Here is a 17769-nt window from a genome sequence, read left to right on the forward strand (position 1 = left end):
CATGGCCGAACTGTCGCCCGGCGCCAACGCACCCGTGCCCGCCCGGCGCGTGACCGCCACCGCGTCCTGCGCCGTCCCCGTCGACGTCAGCGCCCTGCTCGTCGGTCCCGGCCTGCGGGCGCGCTCCGACGCCGACCTGGTGTTCTACAACGCGCCCGAGGCTCCCGGCGTGCGCTGGTGCGGTGACGGCCGCCAGCGCGTCGAGGTCGACCTCGACGCGGTCCCGGCCGACGCCGCGGCGGTGCTGATCGCGGTCAGCCTGACCGGCGCGACGACCTTCGGCGCGATGCCGCCGCCCCGGCTCGCCCTCACCGCCGGCGCCGGCGACCCGCTCGTCGAGTTCACCGTCCCGGGGCTGGGCTCGGAGCGGGCCATCATCGGACTGGAGCTCTACCGCCGCGACGGCCGCTGGAAGGTGCGGGCCGTCGGCCAGGGCTACGCCGGCGGCCTGGCCGAGCTGCTCGAAGCGCACGGCGTCGAGGTGGACGACCCGGGCGAGCCCGAGCCCGCCCCCGCCGTCGGCCCGCCGCCGCCGATCCGCCCGGCCGAGGTCCCGCCCGCGGACGCGCGGCCGGCGGCCCCGCCGGACTCGGAGGTCGGCTACGTCGAGCGCTGCTGGCTCGTCTGGGAGGACGCGAGCCGGTCGCTGGCGGCGTTCCACTCCTCCACCGAGTACGCGCTCGTCGTGCGCAACGAGGAGATCGCCGGACGCAAGCCGACCGGCGGCTTCCAGCGGCTCATGGAGGCGGCCGACCAGCGGCTGCGCGCCGACGCCGCGCAGCTGCGCGACGAGCTGGCCCGGGTGGAGCCGCAGGTCACCCCGGAGGCCGCGCCCTTCGACGCGCCGGCCTGGCTCACCTGGCAGCCCCGCGCCGACCTGGCCGAGGGCATGCTGCTCGGCCGCCTGTCCACCGCCGAGCTGCCCGGCCTGGACGTGCCGCTCATCCTCCGGCTGCCGCTGCGGCGCGCCATGTGGATCTCGCGGGGGACCGTGCCGGGCGACTCGGCCGCCTACGCGTGGTCGCTGGTGACGCGGTTCCTGGCGGCCGTCCCGCCCGGGGTCGTCGGCCTTGAGGTGATCGACGCCGCCGGCCTGTCCGGCGCCGGCTGGCTGCACGGGTTCGACCCGTCCACCACCGCCCGCCTCCTCGGCGGCGGCGTGGCCACCGGCCCTGCGGCCGCCGAACGTCTCCGCCGCCTCCTCGACCTGGTCGACCTGCGCCGGATCGGCGGCGACGACGGCCCCGCCGCGGGACCGCCGCTGCGCCTGGTCGTCGTCCTGGACGCCGGCGCCGCGCTCGACGGCGAGGAGTCGCACCAGCTCCTGCGCCTGGTCGAGGACGGCCCGCTGGTCGGCGTCCCGGTGCTCCTGGTGGAGACCGACACGCCCGCGGCCGAGTCCGTGCGCACCATGCGCGTCCGGCAGTCCTGCAACGACCTCCCCTCCAGCGAGGGCTCCATCGGGGACTCGTGGGTGGGCGCGGAGTGGACGCTGACCCCCGAGGTGCTCCCGGACACGGCGGGCGGTTCTCGCGTCCCCGCCCTGTTCGCCCACGTCCTCGGCGTCCACGCCCGCGCCGGCACCGCGCCCTAGCCGGGCGCCCCGTCCGGCGCGAGGGCCAGGATCTGCCGGGTGTGGCCCGGCAGCTCCGTCTCCGTGAGACCGCCGAGCAGGGCGCGCAGGGGCACGGGCTGGTCGACCAGGAGGTCGCCGTTGGACACCAGCCGGGTGGGCACCAGGGTGTCGAGTTCGGCGTCGGTGAGCATCGGCCCGCCGAGCGAGCAGAGGGCGTCCGCCTGAGCGGCGACGCGCTCCCGGAGCCCCGCGCCGCCGCCGGCCTGCGCGATGACGCGCTCGATGGTCCAGGACTCCTGGGCCATGCGGTTGTCGTAGGTCGCGATCGCGCCCGAGGCGACGGCGGAGACGGCGGTGATGGTGACGGCGTTGATGATGCTGACGTGCGCCAGGATCTGCTCGACGTTCCATTCGCCTGGCGGCGGCGCGGTATCGGAGCCCTCCGCGCTCGCGGCGGCGTCCAGCAGGGCGCGGTAGGCGTCCCGCAGCGGAGCGGTGTCCATGGAGTTGCCCTTCTGCTCAGGCGTTCGTTCCGGCCATCTCCCACGGCACCTGCGGGAGGACGTCGCCGGTCTCCAGCAGCGACTTGAGGTTCGCCACGACGGCCGGCCACCCCTGCGAGATGCCGTTGAGCATCTCCTCGTTGGGGAGGTTCTCGTGCGTCACGGTGAGGCGGACGATGTCGTGGTGCGGCTCGACGAGGAAGGTGACGACCGACGCGTCCCTGGGGGGTTCGACGCCGGGGGGGTCCTCGAAGGTGATGGCCAGGCGCGTCGGCGGCTCGGCCGCCAGCACGCGGCCGACACCGTCGACCACGCCCGATCCGTCCGAGCGCCGGTGCTCCCAGGGCGAGCCCGGCTGCCAGTCCGAGATGTTGGCGTGCCCCCAGTAGCGCGCCGTCAGGTCCGCGTCGGTCAGGGCGCGCCACACCTGCTCCGCGGTCGCGCGGATGTAGGTGACGTAGACGTAGGTCGGGACGGTCGTCGCTTCACCGGTCATGGCGTACTCCTCTGCCCGGGTCTTGATGGCGCTGAGCGCTTGCAGGCGGGGCCTGTCGAACTCCGAGATCCACCGCTCGCCGACCTCGTGGATCGGCCCCGGGTCGAGATAGTGGAGCCGTTCCCGCCCCCGCCTGACGACGGTCACGAGCCCGGCGCCCACCAGGACGTCGAGATGCTGCGTCGCCGACTGCCGCGCCATGTCCAGCCGCTCGCACAGCTCACGCAGCGTCTGCCCGTTCTGCTCCCGCAGCCGGTCGAGCAGGAGCCGCCGCGTCGGATCGGCCAACGCCCTGAAGACCGGATCCATCGCTCCCGCTTCCTGATTCACGCGACCATTATGCAGGCATTCACCTGCCTATCGTCAAGCACGCGGTGTCGACCGGCGGTCGAGTTGGGGGAGTCCGGTCAGACGGCCGGGGCTTCCCCGCAGGCGACCGAGTCCTCGCGCGTCCGCTGCGCCCAGCGGACGGCCGGCGCCGCCGCCAGGCCCGTCAGGGCGAAGAGGGCCCCCACGACGTACCAGCCGGGACGTCCCCACGAGATGCACAGAAGGATGAGGAGGCCCGGGCCGACGGCCTCGGCGAGTCCGGCGCCCAGGCCGAACACGCCCAGGTACTGGCCCGTGGCGTGGTCGGGTGCGAGGGCGAACGACACTTCGAAGCCTCCGGCGGAATGCCACAGCTCGCCGAGCGTGTGGACCGCGACCGCGGCCATGAGCAGCGCCACGGCGGCCCACGGCGGCGTCCCCGCGGCAAGCGAGACGAGCGAGCAGGACAGGAGGAAGGCCGCACCCGCCCGGCGATAGGCGGCGCCGCCGCTCGCGGGGGAGTCGATGCTGCGGCTCGCCCGCACCTGGAAGACGATGACCATGACGGTGTTGAGGACCATGGTCCCCGAGACGAGCCAGCGGGGAGCGGTCGTCGCTCCGACCAGCCAGAGCGGCAGGGCGACGGTCAGCACCTTGAACTGCACGGCCATGATCCCGTCGATCGCGGTGAGCGCGAGGTAGGGCCGGTCGCGCAGGGCGACCCGCCGGGGCCCTTCGGCGACGGGCCTGGGCGGTGCGGGCGGCAGGAGGCACACCACCGCCGCGGACACCGCGAAGGCGGCCGCGTTGCCGATGACCAGGAGCCGGTAGGCGGTGAGCGTGCCCGCCTGCACCGCCCAGCCGGCCAGCACCGCCCCGAGCGAGATGCCGACGTTGGTCACGGCGCGAAGGTAGGCGCGGAACTCCTGCGGCCGGTCCCCGCCGTAGCGGCGTATCAGAGGGCTGCGCGCCGCGAGCCCCGCCGCCTTGGCCCCGGTGGCCGTGCACACGGCGGCGAGGAACAGCCAGAACCGGTCCGCCAGCACGAATCCCGCCGTCGCCAGCGCCTGGACGACGAGGGTGGCCGCGTAGACGCCGCGCGCTCCCCGGGTGTCCGCGAGATGCCCGGCGGCGATGCCCACGGCCAGCGAGACGAGCCCGGCGATCCCGAGCCCGGCCCCGACCTGGCCCGCCGGAAGGCGCACCGCCTGGGTGAAGTACAGAACGCCGGCGGTCAGATAGAGACCGCTCCCGACCGTGTAGACGAAGTTCGACGCCGCGATGACGCGCTGCGGCCCGGCAGGGGGCATCAGATGAGGCATGGGTCGCCGCACTCCAGGGATTGAGGCACTTATTGCGTATATCTTGCAACAGCGACCCCTGTGCAGGACAGCCCTGAGGGTCCGGGTTCATGCCGGATTGAGTGATCTTGATATGGCGTCGGGGGCGGTGCACCACGGTGCCGCCCCATGAAGATCATCTTGCGGACTACTGCGCCCGCAACTACCTGAGCCCGGCCGGTGAGGGCGGGATCCACCAGGCGTACGGCGGGCTGCTGCGCGACCGTCCGGCGCCCCGCGCACCGATCAGCGGGGACTGCCAACTGGAGGACATGAAGCGGGAGATCCGCACGGCCGTCGCGGCGGGACCGGACGGCTTCACCGTCGACCTGCTCGACCTTTCCGCCGCCGGCCCGCACCGCAAGCGCGTGCACCTGCTCGTCAAGGCGGCCGAGCAGGTCGACCCAGGGTTCAGGATCGTGCTGATGCCCGACATGACCGCCACCCGGATCAAGGGGCTGGACGCGGCGGGCCTCGCCTCGGAACGGGCCGGGCTCGCCAAGTCGCCTTCGGTCTGCAAGCTGCCCGACGGGCGCGTGGTCGTCTCGCCGTTCAAGGCCGAGAACCGCACCGCCGACTGGTACGCGGCGTTCAACTACGAGAACTACGCCTCGGTCAGCTACGGCTTATCCAACTGGGGCAACCGGAGCCCGAACCTGCAGGTCGGCCTCGGGGGCGACATCGGCGCCTCGCACGGTCTCGGCAAGATCTGGATGCAGCCGGTCGCCGTCCAGGACGAGCGGCCCAACCAGGAGGTCTACGACGAGGCGAACAACACCGAGAACCTGCGGACGACCTGGCAGAACGCCATCGACGGCGGGACCGACCGGGTCCGGCTCACCACCTGGAACGACTTCTCCGAGGGCACCCAGTTCGCGCCCTCCCCGCACAACGACGGCGCCTACCTGGACCTGGCGTCCTACTACCTGACCCGCCTCAAGACCGGGAAGCGGCCGGCCATCGCGCGCGACACGGTCTACCTGACCCACCGCACCCAGACCGCGGGCCTCAAGCCCACGTCGGGCGGTCAGACGAAGTTCATGGTCCCGCGTTCCGGCACCGCGACCCCGCGCGACAAGGTGGAGGTCCTCACCTTCCTCGCCGCCGCCGCGCAGATCAAGGCCACGATAGGCGGGACGGCGAGCAGTTACGACGCGGCGGCGGGCGTCCAGGCGAAACTGTTCCCCCTGGCGGCGGGCGCCAACGCCGCCTCGGTGACCCGCAACGGCGCCACCGCCGCCACCGTCACCTCCCCCTTCCGCGTGACCGCGACACCACCGGTACAAGACCTCCAGTATCACGCGGCCGGCAGCGGCCGTCCCTGACCCAAGAGGCCCGAAGCACGCCGCTCCTGGAGGGGATTCCAGGAGCGGCCGTGTCCGAGTGAAGAGGATCAGCCGGCACCACGGAGCAGAGAGCCAACCGCATCTCCCTGGAAAGCACTACGGGCCACCAGGAAGGCGCCAGAGGCGCCGACCACGATGGCCCGACTGGTGGGCGATACTGGGATTGAACCAGTGGCCTCTACCGTGTCAAGGTAGCGCTCTCCCACTGAGCTAATCGCCCGGATCCGTGTCCCCCGGGGGGAGGTACGGGTTGAGGTGGAGACGGGATTTGAACCCGTGTACACGGCTTTGCAGGCCGTTGCCTCGCCTCTCGGCCACTCCACCAGAAGGAGACCTTCTGGTCATAGCCTGAAAGGCCCCTCAGAGCGGAAGACGGGATTTGAACCCGCGACCCTCACCTTGGCAAGGTGATGCTCTACCCCTGAGCCACTTCCGCTTGCGCCCTGCGGCGACGGGGAAAACATTAGCGCGTCCGGGGCTGCGACGCGAACCGGATTGCGCGGCGGAGCAGGGCGCGGATGCTTCGGCGCTGGTCGAAGGGTGGGTCGCCTAGGCTCGGTGGCATGGGCTCGGAACAGGTCGTGAGTGTGGACTTCGCGCCGGTCGCGGCTCTGCTGGCGGACCGGGCGCGGGCCGCGATGCTGACGGCGCTGCTGGACGGGCGCCCGCTCGCGGCGGGGGAGCTGGCGAGGACGGCGGGGGTGAGCGCCCAGACGGCGAGCGCGCATCTGGCGCGGTTGCTGGACGGCGGGTTCGTGTCGGTCGTGAAGCAGGGGCGCCACCGGTACTACCGGCTGCGGGGCGGCGAGGTCGCGCAGGTGATCGAGGCGCTGTCGCGGATCAGCCCGCCGGTGCGGGTGAACAGCCTGCGGCAGTCCCGGGACGCCCGGCGCCTGCACGAGGCGCGGACGTGCTACGACCATCTCGCCGGGATGGCCGGGGTGGCGTTGTTCGCGGCGCTGGTGGACGGCGGTCTGATCGAGGCGGCGGGCGATGACGCCTACGAGGCGACGGAGAAGGGCGAGGAGCGTCTCGGGGCGCTGGGCCTGGATCTGGAGGCGCTGCGGAAGGCCCGGCGGAGGTTCGCCTGGCAGTGCCTGGACTGGACGGAGCGGCGCCCGCATCTGAACGGGGCGCTGGGGGAGGCGCTCACCAGCCGGATGATCGAGCTCGGCTGGTTCGAGCGGGGCACCACGCGGCGGGCGCTGGTCGTGACCGAGGCCGGGCTGGCGGGGCTGTCCGATTCGTTCGGGTGCGTGCTGGGGTGAGCTTCGCCTACGCCGGGGGCCTGCTGGCGACGGGGCTCGCCGATGTGACCTCGGATCTCGGGGCGCTGGACTCGCGCGGCTGGTGGGCGGTCGTGGTGACCTTCGAGGGAAAGGTCACATGCGCCCGCTTCGAGTCGGTGCGGCCCGCGCCGCATCCGGAGGGCGCGTGGGCGGGGCCGGGGGAGTGGACGAGCTCCCTGGACGAGGCCGCCTACGTCGCGGGTGTCGAGCGCATCCGCGCCGCGATCGCGGACGGTGTCGTCTACCAGGCCAACCTGTGCCGCGTGCTCTCCGCGGAGCTGCCGGGCGGCGCCGACATCGCGGGCCTGGGGGCGAGGCTCGCGAAGCGCCATCGCGCGCCCTACGCGATGACGCTGAAGGTGCCGGGCCTGGAGGTCGCGTCCGCGTCGCCGGAGCTGTACCTGCGGCGGGACGGCCGGGTGGTGGAGTCGCGTCCGATCAAGGGGACGGGCCGGACGGCGGGGGACCTGCTGCCCAAGGACCGCGCCGAGAACGTGATGATCGTCGATCTGGTCCGCAACGATCTCGGGCGGGTCGCGGAGACCGGCTCGGTGAGCGTGCCGGAGCTGTGCGCGCTGGAGGAGCATCCCGGGCTCGTCCACCTGGTGTCGGCGGTCCGGGCGCGGCTGGCGGGGGGCGGCTGGCCGGAGCTGATCGCCGCGACGTTTCCTCCCGGTTCGGTGACGGGGGCGCCGAAGTCGAGCGCGCTGAGGCTGCTGGAAGAGCTCGAACCCGTCCCCCGGGGGCCGTACTGTGGGGCCATCGGCTGGGTGGACGCGGACTCCCGGCGCGGTGCCCTCGCCGTGGGCATCCGGACCTTCTGGGCCGAGGACGGCCTGCTGCGGTTCGGCACCGGCGCCGGCATCACCTGGGGGTCCGATCCGCGTCGCGAGTGGCGCGAGACCGAGCTGAAGACGGCACGGCTATTGGAGGTGGCTTCCGGTGACGGAGCAGGCCAGGATCTGGCTGAACGGGGAACTGCTCGACCCTGAGCGGGCGACGGTGTCGGTCTTCGACCACGGCATGCTCGTCGGGGACGGGATCTTCGAGACCGTGAAGGCGACGAACGGGGAGCCGTTCGCGCTGACCCGGCATCTGCGGCGGCTGGCCCGTTCGGCGGCCGGCCTCGGCCTGCCCGAGCCCGACCACGACGCCCTCGCGCAGGGCACGCTGGAGGTGCTCGCGGCCGCCCCGAAGTGGCCGCTGGCGCGGATCCGCATCACCTACACGAGCGGACCGGGCCCGCTCGGCTCCGCGCGCGGCGACCAGGGGCCGACCGTGTCGATCATCGCCGGTCCGCAGGACCCCTTCCCGGCGACGGCGGACGTGACGGTCGTGCCGTGGCCGCGCAACGAGCGCGGCGCGCTGTCGGGCCTGAAGACCACGTCCTACGCGGAGAACGCGCTGGCGCTGGCCTACGCCCACGAGCGCGGCGGCGGCGAGGCGATCTTCGGCAACACCGCCGGGAACTTGTGCGAGGGGACGGGCAGCAACATCTTCGTCGTGCTCGACGGGCGGCTCGTCACGCCGCCGCTGGCGTCCGGCTGCCTGGCCGGGGTGACGCGCGCGCTCACGCTGGAGTGGTGCGGCGGCGAGGAGGAGGACCTCGCGCTCGACGACCTGTACCGCGCGGACGAGGCGTTCCTGACGTCCACGACCCGCGACGTCCAGCCGATCCGGGCCGTGGACGGGACGGTGCTCCCGGCGGCCCCCGGCCCGATCACCGCGAAGGCCGTGGAGGCGTTCGCGGCCCGGTCCGCCGAGCTGATGGATCCCTGAACCAGAAAAACGATCTCCGAGTCTTTACGTGATCGAATTATTCGTTCACGTTATGTGGTGACGCTTGTAGGAGGTCACCCATGGTCTTCTCCCGTAGGGACTTCTCCAGGAGGCGGATCGGCGCGGCGACCGCGCTCGCACTGGCGGGCGCGGCGCTCGCCGGGTGCGGCGGCGGATCCTCGGCGGACCCCGACCGGGGCAAGGACGCCAAGAGCTTCTCCCTGACGATCACCCGCAACGCCATCGAGGGCGGCAAGAACACCGAAGAGGCCGTCTGGATCACCAGGACGGTGATCCCGAGGTTCGTCGCGGCGCAGAAGGCCAAGGGCGTCACGGCGAAGGTGACGTTCCGCGGCCAGGGCGTGGACGACGAGGTGTACAAGACGAAGCTGGCGCTCGATCTCAAGTCGCGCGCCGGTGCCGACATCATGGACATCGACGGCATCTGGGTCGGCGAGTTCGCCCAGGCCGGCTACATCCTGCCGCTCTCGAAGGCGGTCGGCGCCCCCGCCGGCGCCTGGGACGGCTGGGCGCGGATCCCCGCCTCGGTCCAGCGGCTGGCGACGTTCGGGGGCGAGCGCTACGGCGTCCCGCCCGCGACCGACGGCCGCCTCATCTTCTTCAACCGGAAGCTGTTCGCGCGGGCCGGGCTGCCCGCCGACTGGCAGCCGAAGAGCTGGGAGGAGATCATCGCGGCGGGCCGCGCCCTGAAGAGGCTCCCCGGCGTGACGCCGATCCAGCTGAACGCGGGCACCGCGATGGGCGAGGCCACCAGCATGCAGGGGGCGCTCCCGCTGCTGGCCGGGGCGGGTGCGCAGATCTGGGCCGACGGCAGGTGGACGGGCGGCGGCCAGGCGCTCAAGCAGGTCCTCGGCCTGTACGCGCAGGTCTACGGCGCCGAGGGCCTCGGCGACCCCAAGCTCCAGCAGGAGGCCAAGGGGCGCGACAAGTCGTTCGAGGAGTTCGCCGCGGGCAAGATCGGAATCCTGTTCGAGGGCGACTACTTCTGGCGGGACGTCCTCAACCCGAAGACCGGCGTCGCGAAGATGGCCACCCGCGACCAGGACGTCGGCTACGCGCTGATCCCCGCCGTCTCCGCGGGCCGGGGCCTGCGCGGGCAGTCGTTCGTCAGCATGTCCGGCGGCTCGGTGACCGTCCTCAACCCGAACACCGAGTACCCGCAGCAGGCGTTCGAGCTGCTGGCCTTCATGAACTCCCCGGAGATGGTCAAGGCGCGGACGTCCGGCACGCCCGAGATCACGTCCCGGACGGACGTGAACAAGGAGATCCTCGCGGGCGACCCGTTCCTGACGTTCGTGTCGGAGAAGGTGCTGCCCGTCACGTCCTACCGTCCGGGGCTCTCGGCGTATCCGCAGGTGTCGACGGCCTTGCAGGAGGCCACGGCGAGCGTGGTGTCGGGGAGGAGCCCGGACCAGGCCGCCGCCGAGTACGGCAAGAAACTGGAGGGGATCGTCGGTGGCGCCGCCCACGTCGCCCCGCGCTGACGTCGCGGCCGCGCCGTCCTCCGGGGACGACGCGGCCGGGCTGGGGCGGGGGCGCGCCGCCGCCTTCGTCGCGCCCGCGCTGATCCTCGTCGCGGTGTTCCTGGTGTTCCCCGCGCTCTGGACGCTCTACCTGGGCACGACCGACTACCGGCTCACCGGCATCGCCGCCAGCGAGCCGCGGTTCGTCGGGACGGGCAACTACCGGGACGTGCTCGGCGACGGGGACTTCCACCGGTCGCTGTGGCTGACGCTCCAGTTCGTCCTGGGGTCGGCGGTGATCGGGCAGACCGTGCTCGGCTTCTCGGTCGCGTGGGTGATGCGCGACCGGTCCGGCCTGGTCAGGCGCCTGGTCGAGGGGCTGGTGCTGCTGGCCTGGATCCTGCCGTCCTCGGTCATCGCGTTCCTGTGGATCGCGCTGCTCGACCGCGACGGCGGGACCCTCAACGCCGTGCTCGGCACCCCGGGCACGGCGTGGCTGCTCGACCATCCGATGGCGTGCGTCGTCGTGTTCAACGTCTGGCGGGGGACCGCGTTCTCGATGATGCTCTACGGAGCGGCGCTCGGGAACGTTCCACCGTCCCATCTGGAGACGGCGCGGCTCGCGGGCGCCTCGACGTGGCAGACGCTGCGCGACGCGGTGTTCCCGCGCATCCGCGGCCACCTGCTGACGAGCCTGCTGCTGGTCAGCCTGTGGACGTTCAACGACTTCACCCCCTTCCTGATCACCGCGGGCGGACCGGACGGGCGCTCGGAGATCATGTCGGTGTACGTGTACCGGACGGCGCTCGGGGACGGCCGGCTCGGGTTCGGCGCCGCCATCTCGCTGATCATGATCCTGATCAACCTGGTGATCGCGCTGGTCTACCTCCGGGCGCTGCGCGACCGCGGCCGCGCCCGCGCGGCGGACGCCGGGGCGGGCGCGGGGGCGGGCGCGGGGGCGGGCGCGTGAACGGCGCCGTCCGCGAGATCCTGCGCCGGATCGGCCTGGCGACGTTCGTCTCGGCCGTGCTCGGGTTCTTCGCGCTGCCGCTGCTCTGGCTGGCCTTCGCGCCGTTCGACGCGAACCCGGGCATCGCGGCGTCCCTGCCCGAGTTCACCCTGCACAACTTCCGGGTCCTGCTGGACAACCCCTACGCGCTCGCGTCGCTGCGCAACTCGGTGCTGCTGGCCGCCGGGACGGCCGCGCTCGTGGTCACGACCGCGTCGCTGGCCGCGTACGCGCTGAGCCGGGTCCGGGTGCCCGGCCGGGACCTGCTGCTCTACGTCCTGCTCCTGCTGTCGTCGATCATCACCGGGACGGCCGCGATGGTGCCGGTGTTCCTGCTGGCCTTCAACCTGCACCTGATCGACTCGCGGCTCGGCGTGGTCCTGGTGCTGACCGGCGGGCTGCTGCCGGCGGCGATCTTCCTGCTGAAGGACTTCACCGACGCAACGCCCACGTCCTACGAGGAGGCCGCGCGGGTGTTCGGCGCCTCCCCGCTGCAGGTCCTGCGGCACGTGGTCGTCCCGGTCATCCGGCCCGGGCTCGCCACGGTGGCGGTCTGGACGGTCGCGCAGGTGTGGGGCGACTTCCTCATGCCGTTCCTGCTCCTGCGCGATCCGGACAAGGCCCCCGCCTCGGTGATCATGTACACGTTCTACACCGAGGGCGGCCAGCCGGACCTGCCGCTGATCTCCACGTTCTCGCTGCTGTACTCCCTGCCGGTCGTGCTCATGTACCTGTTCGTCAGCCGCCGGTACGGCTTCCGCTTCCACGGAGGGATCAAGCGCTGATGGGGTCCATCACGATCCGGCGGCTGACGAAGGTGTACCCGGGCGGCGTCCGGGCCCTGGACGCGCTCGACCTGGACGTCGCGGTGGGCGAGTTCTTCGCCCTGCTCGGCCCGTCCGGCTGCGGGAAGACGACGCTTCTGCGCACGATCGCGGGCCTGGAGGCGGCCACGGACGGCACGGTCCGCCTCGGCGACGAGGACGTGACGCGGCTCCAGCCGGGCCGCCGCGGCGTCGGCATGGTGTTCCAGGACTACGCGCTGTTCCCGCACATGACCGTCATGGACAACATCGCCTACCCGCTGCGCGTCCGGAAGCAGAGCCGCGCCGTCCGGTACGGGCGGGCGGCCGAGGCCGTCCGGGAGCTCGGCCTCCACGGGCTGGAGCGGCGGCGTCCGGGCGAGCTGTCGGGCGGCCAGCAGCAGCGGGTCGCGCTGGCCCGCGCCGTGGTGGCCGATCCCCGGGTCCTCCTGCTGGACGAGCCGCTGTCCAACCTGGACGCGCGGCTCCGACTGGAGGCCCGCACGTTCCTGAAGAGCTTCCAGCACCGTCTCGCGTTCACGTCGGTGTTCGTCACCCACGACCAGGCGGAGGCCCTGGCCCTCGCCGACCGGATCGCGGTCATGGAGTCGGGGCGGATCCGGCAGATCGGCACGCCCGCCGAGGTGTTCCGGCGCCCGGCGAACCTGTTCGTGGCCTCGTTCATCGGCTCGACGCCCATGAACCTGCTGCCCGGCACGGTCCGCGGCGGGGCCGTCGCCGCGTGCGGGACCGGGCTGCCCGTCCCGGAGGAGGCGCGCGGCCTCGTCCTGGACGGGCAGGAGGTCGTGTGCGGGGTACGTCCCGAGTACATGGAGTTCAGCTCCGAGCCGGTGGACGGGGCGTTCGGCGGGAAGGTGTCGGTCGTGGAGAACCTCGGCGCGTCCTCCCTCGTGACCCTGGACGTCGACGGCGGAACGGTGCGAGTCGTGGTGGGAGAGGGCTTCGAGGTCCAGCTGGGCGCGGAGGGGTGGGCGCTGCCGCGTCCCGGGCGCGTCCTGCTCTACCGCGACGGAGAACTGGTGACCGGCGGCGCCGAGGACGGGCGGACGGCGACGCCCTTGACCAAGGAGGGACGGAGCGGGTGACCGTGCACAGCGGGCGGTGGAGTCTGGAAGACCGTCTGGAGCAGGGGCTGCGCGAACTCCCCTTCGAGGTGCCGCAGGGTACGGCGTCCATCACGGTCGAGCTTTCCTTCGACGGCGGTGTGATCGACCTGGGCTGCCATGGGCCGGACGGGTTCCGCGGCTGGTCCGGTGGGGCTCGCCGCCGGTTCACCATAGGCGCCGACTGGGCGACGCCCGGATACCTCCCCGGCGAGCTTGAACCGGGCCTGTGGCACGTCTGGCTTGGGCTGCACCGGATTCCACCGGACGGCGTCCCGTACGAGGTGACGGTCACCACCTCTGGGACGACCCCAAGGCGCCCGGACGAAACACCGCCTCCGCGGCCGGAGGGGCCGCCACGCCCAGATCTCCCTGCGCCGGAGGGGATGCGCTGGCTCGCGGGCGACCTGCACTCGCACACCGTCCACAGCGACGGCACGCTCGCCGTCGTCGAACTGGCGTGCCTCGCCGCCTCCCGCGGCCTGGACTACCTCGCGGTGACCGACCACAACACCGTCAGCCACCACCCCGAGCTGCCCGCCGCCGGGGCGCACGCCGGGGTCCTGCTGCTGCCCGGCCAGGAGGTCACCACCGACCTCGGCCACGCGAACGTCTTCGGCGACACCGGCTGGATCGACTTCCGCGGGCCGAGCGCCGACTGGGCCGCCACCGCCGCCGCGCGCGGCGGGCTCATGTCGATCAACCATCCGCTCAGCGGCGACTGCGCCTGGCGCCGGGCGCTGCCCGCCGAGCACCGGCCGCGCTTCGCCGAGATCTGGCATTCGTCCTGGTGGGACCGGCGCTGGGGCGCGCCGCTGGCCTGGTCCGAGGTGTGGCGGCCGCAGGGCGTCGTCCCGCTCGGCGGCAGCGACTTCCACGACCCGGCGCAGCCCAAGAACCTCGGCGAGCCCGTCACCTGGGTCCTCGCCGAGGGAGAGGACGTGCTGGGCGGGCTCGCGGCCGGCCGGACGGCCGTGTCCGCCGGCCCGGACGCGCCGGTGCTGCTGCGCGTCGCCGGCGAGCTCGTCGCCCTCGGCGCGGACGGGACCGTGCTGGTCCGGCCGGACGGGCGGCGGACCGCCGTCCGGGGCGACCGCGTCCGGATGCCGGCGGACGAGGCGGGAATGCACCGACTGGAGACCCACGAGAACGAGGTGATCGCACTGTGCGGGTAGCAGGCCGGGCCGGGGACTCAGAGATCGTCGTCGTGCCGCACACCCACTGGGACCGCGAGTGGTACCTGCCGTTCCAGCGCTTCCGGCTCCGCCTGGTGTCGCTGCTGGACGGCGTGATCGACGGGATGGAGGCCGATCCGCGCTGGCACTTCACCCTGGACGGGCAGATGGCCGCCGTCGACGACTACCTGGAGATCCGCCCCGAGCGGCGCGACCGGGTGGCCGCGCTCGTCCGCGAGGGACGGCTCGCCGTCGGGCCCTGGCAGATCCTGCACGACGAGTTCCTGTGCTCGGGCGAGAACATCGTCCGGAACCTGGAGCTCGGCCTGCGCCGCGCGGAGGAGCTCGGCGCCGCGATGATGGTCGGCTACCTGCCCGACCAGTTCGGCCACTGCGCGCAGACCCCGCAGATCCTCAGGCTCGCGGGGATCGACCACGCCTGCGTGTGGCGCGGCGTCCCGGACCGGGTCCGCACCCGCGCGTTCGCCTGGGAGGCGCCGGACGGGACCGCGATCCGCACCCAGTACCTTCCCGAGGGCGGCTACGGCAACGCCGCGTCGATGTTCGAGGAGTTCGCGGACGGCGCGTCCCTGCTGCCCGGCCGCGTCGCCGGGTTCGCCGAGGCGATGGGCCGCTGGTACCCGGGCGGCGGCCCCCTGCTGGCCATGTACGGGGCCGACCACACCGCGCCCGCCGCCGACCTCGCCGACCGGGTCGCCTCCGCCGGGCGCGCGATGCGGCTGGACACGCTCGCCGGGTACTTCGCGGGGGAGGAGCCGTCCGTGGACGGCCTGCCGCACGTCCGCGGCGAGCTGCGGTCGCACGCCCGCGCCAACATCCTGCCCGGCGTGCTGTCGGCCCGCGTCCGGCTCAAGCAGCTGATGGGACGCGCCGAGCGGCTCGTGGAGCGGTACGCCGAGCCCCTGACGGCCCTCTGGTACACCGGCGACGCGCAGCGGTTCCTCGACCTGGCGTGGCGGCGCCTCATCGAGGTGAGCTGCCACGACTCGGTCACCGGATGCGGCAGCGACGAGACCGCCGAGCAGGTCGCCGCGCGCATGGCGGAGGCCGAGCAGCTCGGCCGCGCGGTCGTCGACCTGGTCACCGCCGAACGCGCCGCGACCGTGCCGCTCGGCTCGCACCTGGTGTTCAACCCGACCCCCGCGCCCCGGACCGGCCTCGTCACCCTGGACATCCCGTGCGACGGGGAACCCGGGCTGGTCACGGGGAACGGGCGGCCGGTCCCCGTCCAGACGCTCGACATCGCGCCCACCGTCCTGGACGACGCCGTCCACCCGGCCTCCGAACTGCCGATACTGCTGGAGCGGGTGTACGGGCGAGTGCTGTTCGGGCAGGAGATCCGCGACTGGACGGTGTCCCGGGAGGACCGCACGCTCACCTTCCACGTCACGTCCCGCGCCGACGTCCCGTTCGACATCGGCGAGGTGCGGCAGGCGCTGCGCGACGCGGACGGGGACTGGCGGGTCCGGATCCTGGCCGATCCGCGCCGCACTGTCGCCGCGCTGGTCGACGTGCCGGCCCTGGGGCTCACCGCCGTCCAGCCCGTCGCGCCGAGGAGCGCCGTGCGGGGACCGGTCAAGGGCGGGAGGGACTTCCTGGACAACGGGCTGCTGCGCGCCGAGGTCCGGGAGGACGGCACCCTCCTCCTGCGCACCCCGTCCGGCCAGGTCGTCGAGGGGGTCGGCCGCATCGTGGACGGCGGCGACCTCGGCGACTCCTACAACTACGCGCCGCCGGCCGAGGACCGCATCGTCGGCGATCCCCTGTCGGTCGACGTCCGGCCCGTGTGGGACGGGCCGCTCGTCGCCGCGCTCGACATCATCCGGACCTACCGCTGGCCCGCCTCCGGCGACGTCCCGGGCGACTCCCGGTCCGCGGCCGAGGAGGACGTGACCGTCACCACCCGCGCCGAGCTGCGTGCCGGGGAGATCTTCCTGCGCCTGCGCGTCACGTTCGACAACCGCTGCGACGACCACCGCGTCCGGCTGCACCTGTCGCTGCCGCGCCAGGCCGACGCGTCCTTCGCCGAAGGGCAGTTCGCGATCGTCGAGCGGGGGCCCGCGGCCGAGGGCGGCTTCGGGGAGCGTCCGGTGCCGACGTTCCCCGCCTCCGCGTTCGTCGCCGCGGGCGGCCTCGCCGTCCTGCTGGAGCACGTCACCGAGTACGAGGTGCTCGGCGGACGGGAGATGGCGCTCACCCTGCTGCGCTCCGTCGGCTACCTGTCGCGGGACCGCAACGCCTACCGCGACCAGCCCGCCGGGCCGCAGCTCCCCACACCGGGGGCCCAGTGCCGCGGCGAGCGCGCGGTCGGCTTCGCGATCATGCCGTACCTCGGTGAATCGCCGGGGGCCGACGTTCTGCGGGCCGCCGAGACCTACCGCCACGACCTGCTCACCGCCGCCGGCTACGGACGCGCCGCCGCACCCCTCCCCGGCTTCCGGCCGGGCCTGTCGATCACGGGCGACGGCGTGGCGATGACCTCGCTCCGCCTCCGCGACGGCTGGACCGAGACCCGGATGGTCGCCCAGTGCGCGCACCCCGCCACGGCCGTCCTCCAGGGCGACATCGCCGAGGCGACCCGCGTCGACCTGCGCGGACGCCCCGGCATCCCGCTCGACGTTCACGACGGGACGGTCGCCCTGGCGCTGCGGCCCTGGGAGATCGCGACCATCCGCTTCCGGACGACCTAACGCGCGGCCAAGGAGCCACGAGCGGCGTCCGCCGCCCGGTCACGAGCGGCGTCCGCCGCCCCCTCATGAGCGGCGTCCGCCGCCATGGCCGCCCCCACGATGCCCGCGTTGTTCACCAGCCGCGCCGGAACGATCTCCGCCCGGACGCCCTTGATCAGCGGAAGGAACTCCTCGGACCTCTTGCTCACCCCGCCGCCCACGACGATCAGCGACGGGGAGATCAGCGCCTCCAGGTGCCCCATGTACACGCTGAGCCGCTTCGCCCACTTCTTCCAGCTGAGGTCGTGTTCCTCCCGCGCCCTCGCCGCAGCGCGGATCTCGGCGTCCTCGCCGTCGATCTGGAGGTGCCCGAACTCGGTGTTCGGGACGAGGACGCCGTCGGTGAACAGCGCGCTGCCGATCCCCGTCCCCAGCGTGAGCACGACGACCGTGCCGCGCCGCCCGCGCCCCGCGCCGAGCCGCATCTCCGCGATCCCCGCCGCGTCCGCGTCGTTGAGCAGCGTGACGTCCCGCCCGGTCCGGTCCGCGATCAGCGCCCGCGCCTCCAGCCCGATCCACCGCTCGGACACGTTCGCCGCCGACATCGTCACGCCGTCGATCACCACGCCCGGGTAGGTGACCCCGACCGGGCCGTCCCACCCGAAGTGCTCCACGACCTGCGCGAGCACCTTCGCGACCGCCTTGGGCCTCGACGGCTGCGGCGTGTCCACCCGGAACCGCTCCCGGGTGAACGACCCGTCCGACAGGTCGACCGGCGCGCCCTTGATCCCCGACCCGCCGATGTCGATCCCCAGCATCTCCCTCGCCATGCCCCCACTCTGCCCG

15 protein-coding genes and 3 tRNA genes are annotated in these 17769 nt (G+C 73.3%); 11 read left to right on the plus strand and 7 right to left on the minus strand.

The genetic code is table 11. The features are described from left to right. Nucleotide 1 precedes the first annotated feature (1 nt). Nucleotides 2-1594, plus strand: a complete 1593-nt coding sequence (locus ACQEU6_RS00555; protein ID WP_499328503.1) for a TerD family protein — start codon at nt 2-4, stop codon at nt 1592-1594. On the opposite strand, the gene ACQEU6_RS00560 is transcribed toward ACQEU6_RS00555, so the two are convergent. The 3 genes from ACQEU6_RS00560 to ACQEU6_RS00570 form a co-directional block, all read right to left on the minus strand. Further along, nucleotides 1591-2079 carry a hypothetical protein gene (locus tag ACQEU6_RS00560; RefSeq protein WP_499328505.1) on the minus strand — a complete coding sequence of 163 codons (489 nt, stop codon included), beginning with the start codon at nt 2077-2079 and terminating at the stop codon, nt 1591-1593. The genes ACQEU6_RS00555 and ACQEU6_RS00560 overlap by 4 nt on opposite strands. Nucleotides 2080-2095: 16 nt before the next feature. Continuing rightward, nucleotides 2096-2905: an ArsR/SmtB family transcription factor gene (locus tag ACQEU6_RS00565; protein WP_499328507.1), complete on the minus strand. Its 810-nt coding sequence runs from the start codon at nt 2903-2905 to the stop codon at nt 2096-2098. Between the two features lie 77 nt (nt 2906-2982). After that, a complete protein-coding gene (locus ACQEU6_RS00570) occupies nt 2983-4194 on the minus strand; it encodes an MFS transporter (RefSeq protein ID WP_499328509.1) in 1212 nt (403 codons plus the stop codon). Nucleotides 4195-4343: 149 nt separating this feature from the next. Between ACQEU6_RS00570 and ACQEU6_RS00575 the strand changes: the two genes are divergently transcribed. After that, complete coding sequence (locus ACQEU6_RS00575; RefSeq protein ID WP_499328511.1) at nt 4344-5549, plus strand: endo-1,3-alpha-glucanase family glycosylhydrolase; 1206 nt, start codon at nt 4344-4346, stop codon at nt 5547-5549. A 166-nt stretch (nt 5550-5715) separates the two neighbouring features. Here the strand turns inward: ACQEU6_RS00575 and ACQEU6_RS00580 are convergent. The 3 genes from ACQEU6_RS00580 to ACQEU6_RS00590 all read right to left on the minus strand — a co-directional run bounded on the left by ACQEU6_RS00580 (nt 5716) and on the right by ACQEU6_RS00590 (nt 6006). After that, nucleotides 5716-5790 (minus strand) — tRNA-Val (locus ACQEU6_RS00580). A 33-nt stretch (nt 5791-5823) separates the two neighbouring features. Further along, nucleotides 5824-5894, minus strand: a tRNA-Cys gene (locus ACQEU6_RS00585). A 40-nt stretch (nt 5895-5934) separates the two neighbouring features. Next, nucleotides 5935-6006: transfer RNA gene (locus tag ACQEU6_RS00590), tRNA-Gly, on the minus strand. Nucleotides 6007-6133: 127 nt separating this feature from the next. On the opposite strand from ACQEU6_RS00590, the gene ACQEU6_RS00595 reads away from it, so the two are divergent. The 9 genes from ACQEU6_RS00595 to ACQEU6_RS00635 all read left to right on the plus strand — a co-directional run bounded on the left by ACQEU6_RS00595 (nt 6134) and on the right by ACQEU6_RS00635 (nt 16944). Beyond that, nucleotides 6134-6838, plus strand: a complete 705-nt coding sequence (locus ACQEU6_RS00595; protein ID WP_499328513.1) for an ArsR/SmtB family transcription factor — start codon at nt 6134-6136, stop codon at nt 6836-6838. Next, nucleotides 6835-7851: a chorismate-binding protein gene (locus ACQEU6_RS00600; protein ID WP_499328515.1), complete on the plus strand. Its 1017-nt coding sequence runs from the start codon at nt 6835-6837 to the stop codon at nt 7849-7851. The genes ACQEU6_RS00595 and ACQEU6_RS00600 overlap by 4 nt, the downstream gene beginning before the upstream one ends. Then, entirely contained in the window at nt 7802-8638 is an 837-nt protein-coding gene (locus ACQEU6_RS00605; RefSeq protein ID WP_499328517.1) for an aminotransferase class IV, read from the plus strand. The genes ACQEU6_RS00600 and ACQEU6_RS00605 overlap by 50 nt, the downstream gene beginning before the upstream one ends. Nucleotides 8639-8718: 80 nt before the next feature. After that, entirely contained in the window at nt 8719-10143 is a 1425-nt protein-coding gene (locus tag ACQEU6_RS00610; RefSeq protein ID WP_499328520.1) for an extracellular solute-binding protein, read from the plus strand. Beyond that, nucleotides 10115-11092 (plus strand): carbohydrate ABC transporter permease, encoded by a 978-nt coding sequence (locus tag ACQEU6_RS00615; protein WP_499328522.1) that lies wholly within the window; start codon nt 10115-10117, stop codon nt 11090-11092. The genes ACQEU6_RS00610 and ACQEU6_RS00615 overlap by 29 nt, the downstream gene beginning before the upstream one ends. Beyond that, nucleotides 11089-11916: a carbohydrate ABC transporter permease gene (locus ACQEU6_RS00620; RefSeq protein WP_499328525.1), complete on the plus strand. Its 828-nt coding sequence runs from the start codon at nt 11089-11091 to the stop codon at nt 11914-11916. The genes ACQEU6_RS00615 and ACQEU6_RS00620 overlap by 4 nt, the downstream gene beginning before the upstream one ends. Next, complete coding sequence (locus ACQEU6_RS00625; RefSeq protein ID WP_499328527.1) at nt 11916-13040, plus strand: ABC transporter ATP-binding protein; 1125 nt, start codon at nt 11916-11918, stop codon at nt 13038-13040. The genes ACQEU6_RS00620 and ACQEU6_RS00625 overlap by 1 nt, the downstream gene beginning before the upstream one ends. After that, nucleotides 13037-14233, plus strand: coding sequence for a CehA/McbA family metallohydrolase (locus tag ACQEU6_RS00630; protein ID WP_499328530.1), 1197 nt, complete (start codon nt 13037-13039; stop codon nt 14231-14233). Before ACQEU6_RS00625 ends, ACQEU6_RS00630 begins: the two co-directional genes overlap by 4 nt. Then, nucleotides 14224-16944: a glycoside hydrolase family 38 N-terminal domain-containing protein gene (locus ACQEU6_RS00635; protein ID WP_499328532.1), complete on the plus strand. Its 2721-nt coding sequence runs from the start codon at nt 14224-14226 to the stop codon at nt 16942-16944. Before ACQEU6_RS00630 ends, ACQEU6_RS00635 begins: the two co-directional genes overlap by 10 nt. Here ACQEU6_RS00635 and ppgK read toward each other — a convergent pair. Then, entirely contained in the window at nt 16941-17753 is an 813-nt protein-coding gene (gene ppgK, locus ACQEU6_RS00640) for a polyphosphate--glucose phosphotransferase (RefSeq protein WP_499328534.1), read from the minus strand. The genes ACQEU6_RS00635 and ppgK overlap by 4 nt on opposite strands. Nucleotides 17754-17769: the final 16 nt, after the last annotated feature.

It is taken from the genome of Spirillospora sp. CA-108201, from assembly GCF_050936235.1.
In the GTDB taxonomy this organism is placed as follows: Bacteria; Actinomycetota; Actinomycetes; order Streptosporangiales; family Streptosporangiaceae; genus Spirillospora.

Coding starts and splice junctions, on each gene's coding strand:
- ACQEU6_RS00555 (WP_499328503.1), top strand. CDS start 2: ATGGCCGAACTGTCGCCCGGCGCCAACGCACCCGTGCCCGCCCGGCGC.
- ACQEU6_RS00560 (WP_499328505.1), bottom strand. CDS start 2,079: ATGGACACCGCTCCGCTGCGGGACGCCTACCGCGCCCTGCTGGACGCC.
- ACQEU6_RS00570 (WP_499328509.1), bottom strand. CDS start 4,194: ATGCCCCCTGCCGGGCCGCAGCGCGTCATCGCGGCGTCGAACTTCGTC.
- ACQEU6_RS00595 (WP_499328513.1), top strand. CDS start 6,134: ATGGGCTCGGAACAGGTCGTGAGTGTGGACTTCGCGCCGGTCGCGGCT.
- ACQEU6_RS00610 (WP_499328520.1), top strand. CDS start 8,719: ATGGTCTTCTCCCGTAGGGACTTCTCCAGGAGGCGGATCGGCGCGGCG.
- ACQEU6_RS00625 (WP_499328527.1), top strand. CDS start 11,916: ATGGGGTCCATCACGATCCGGCGGCTGACGAAGGTGTACCCGGGCGGC.
- ppgK (WP_499328534.1), bottom strand. CDS start 17,753: ATGGCGAGGGAGATGCTGGGGATCGACATCGGCGGGTCGGGGATCAAG.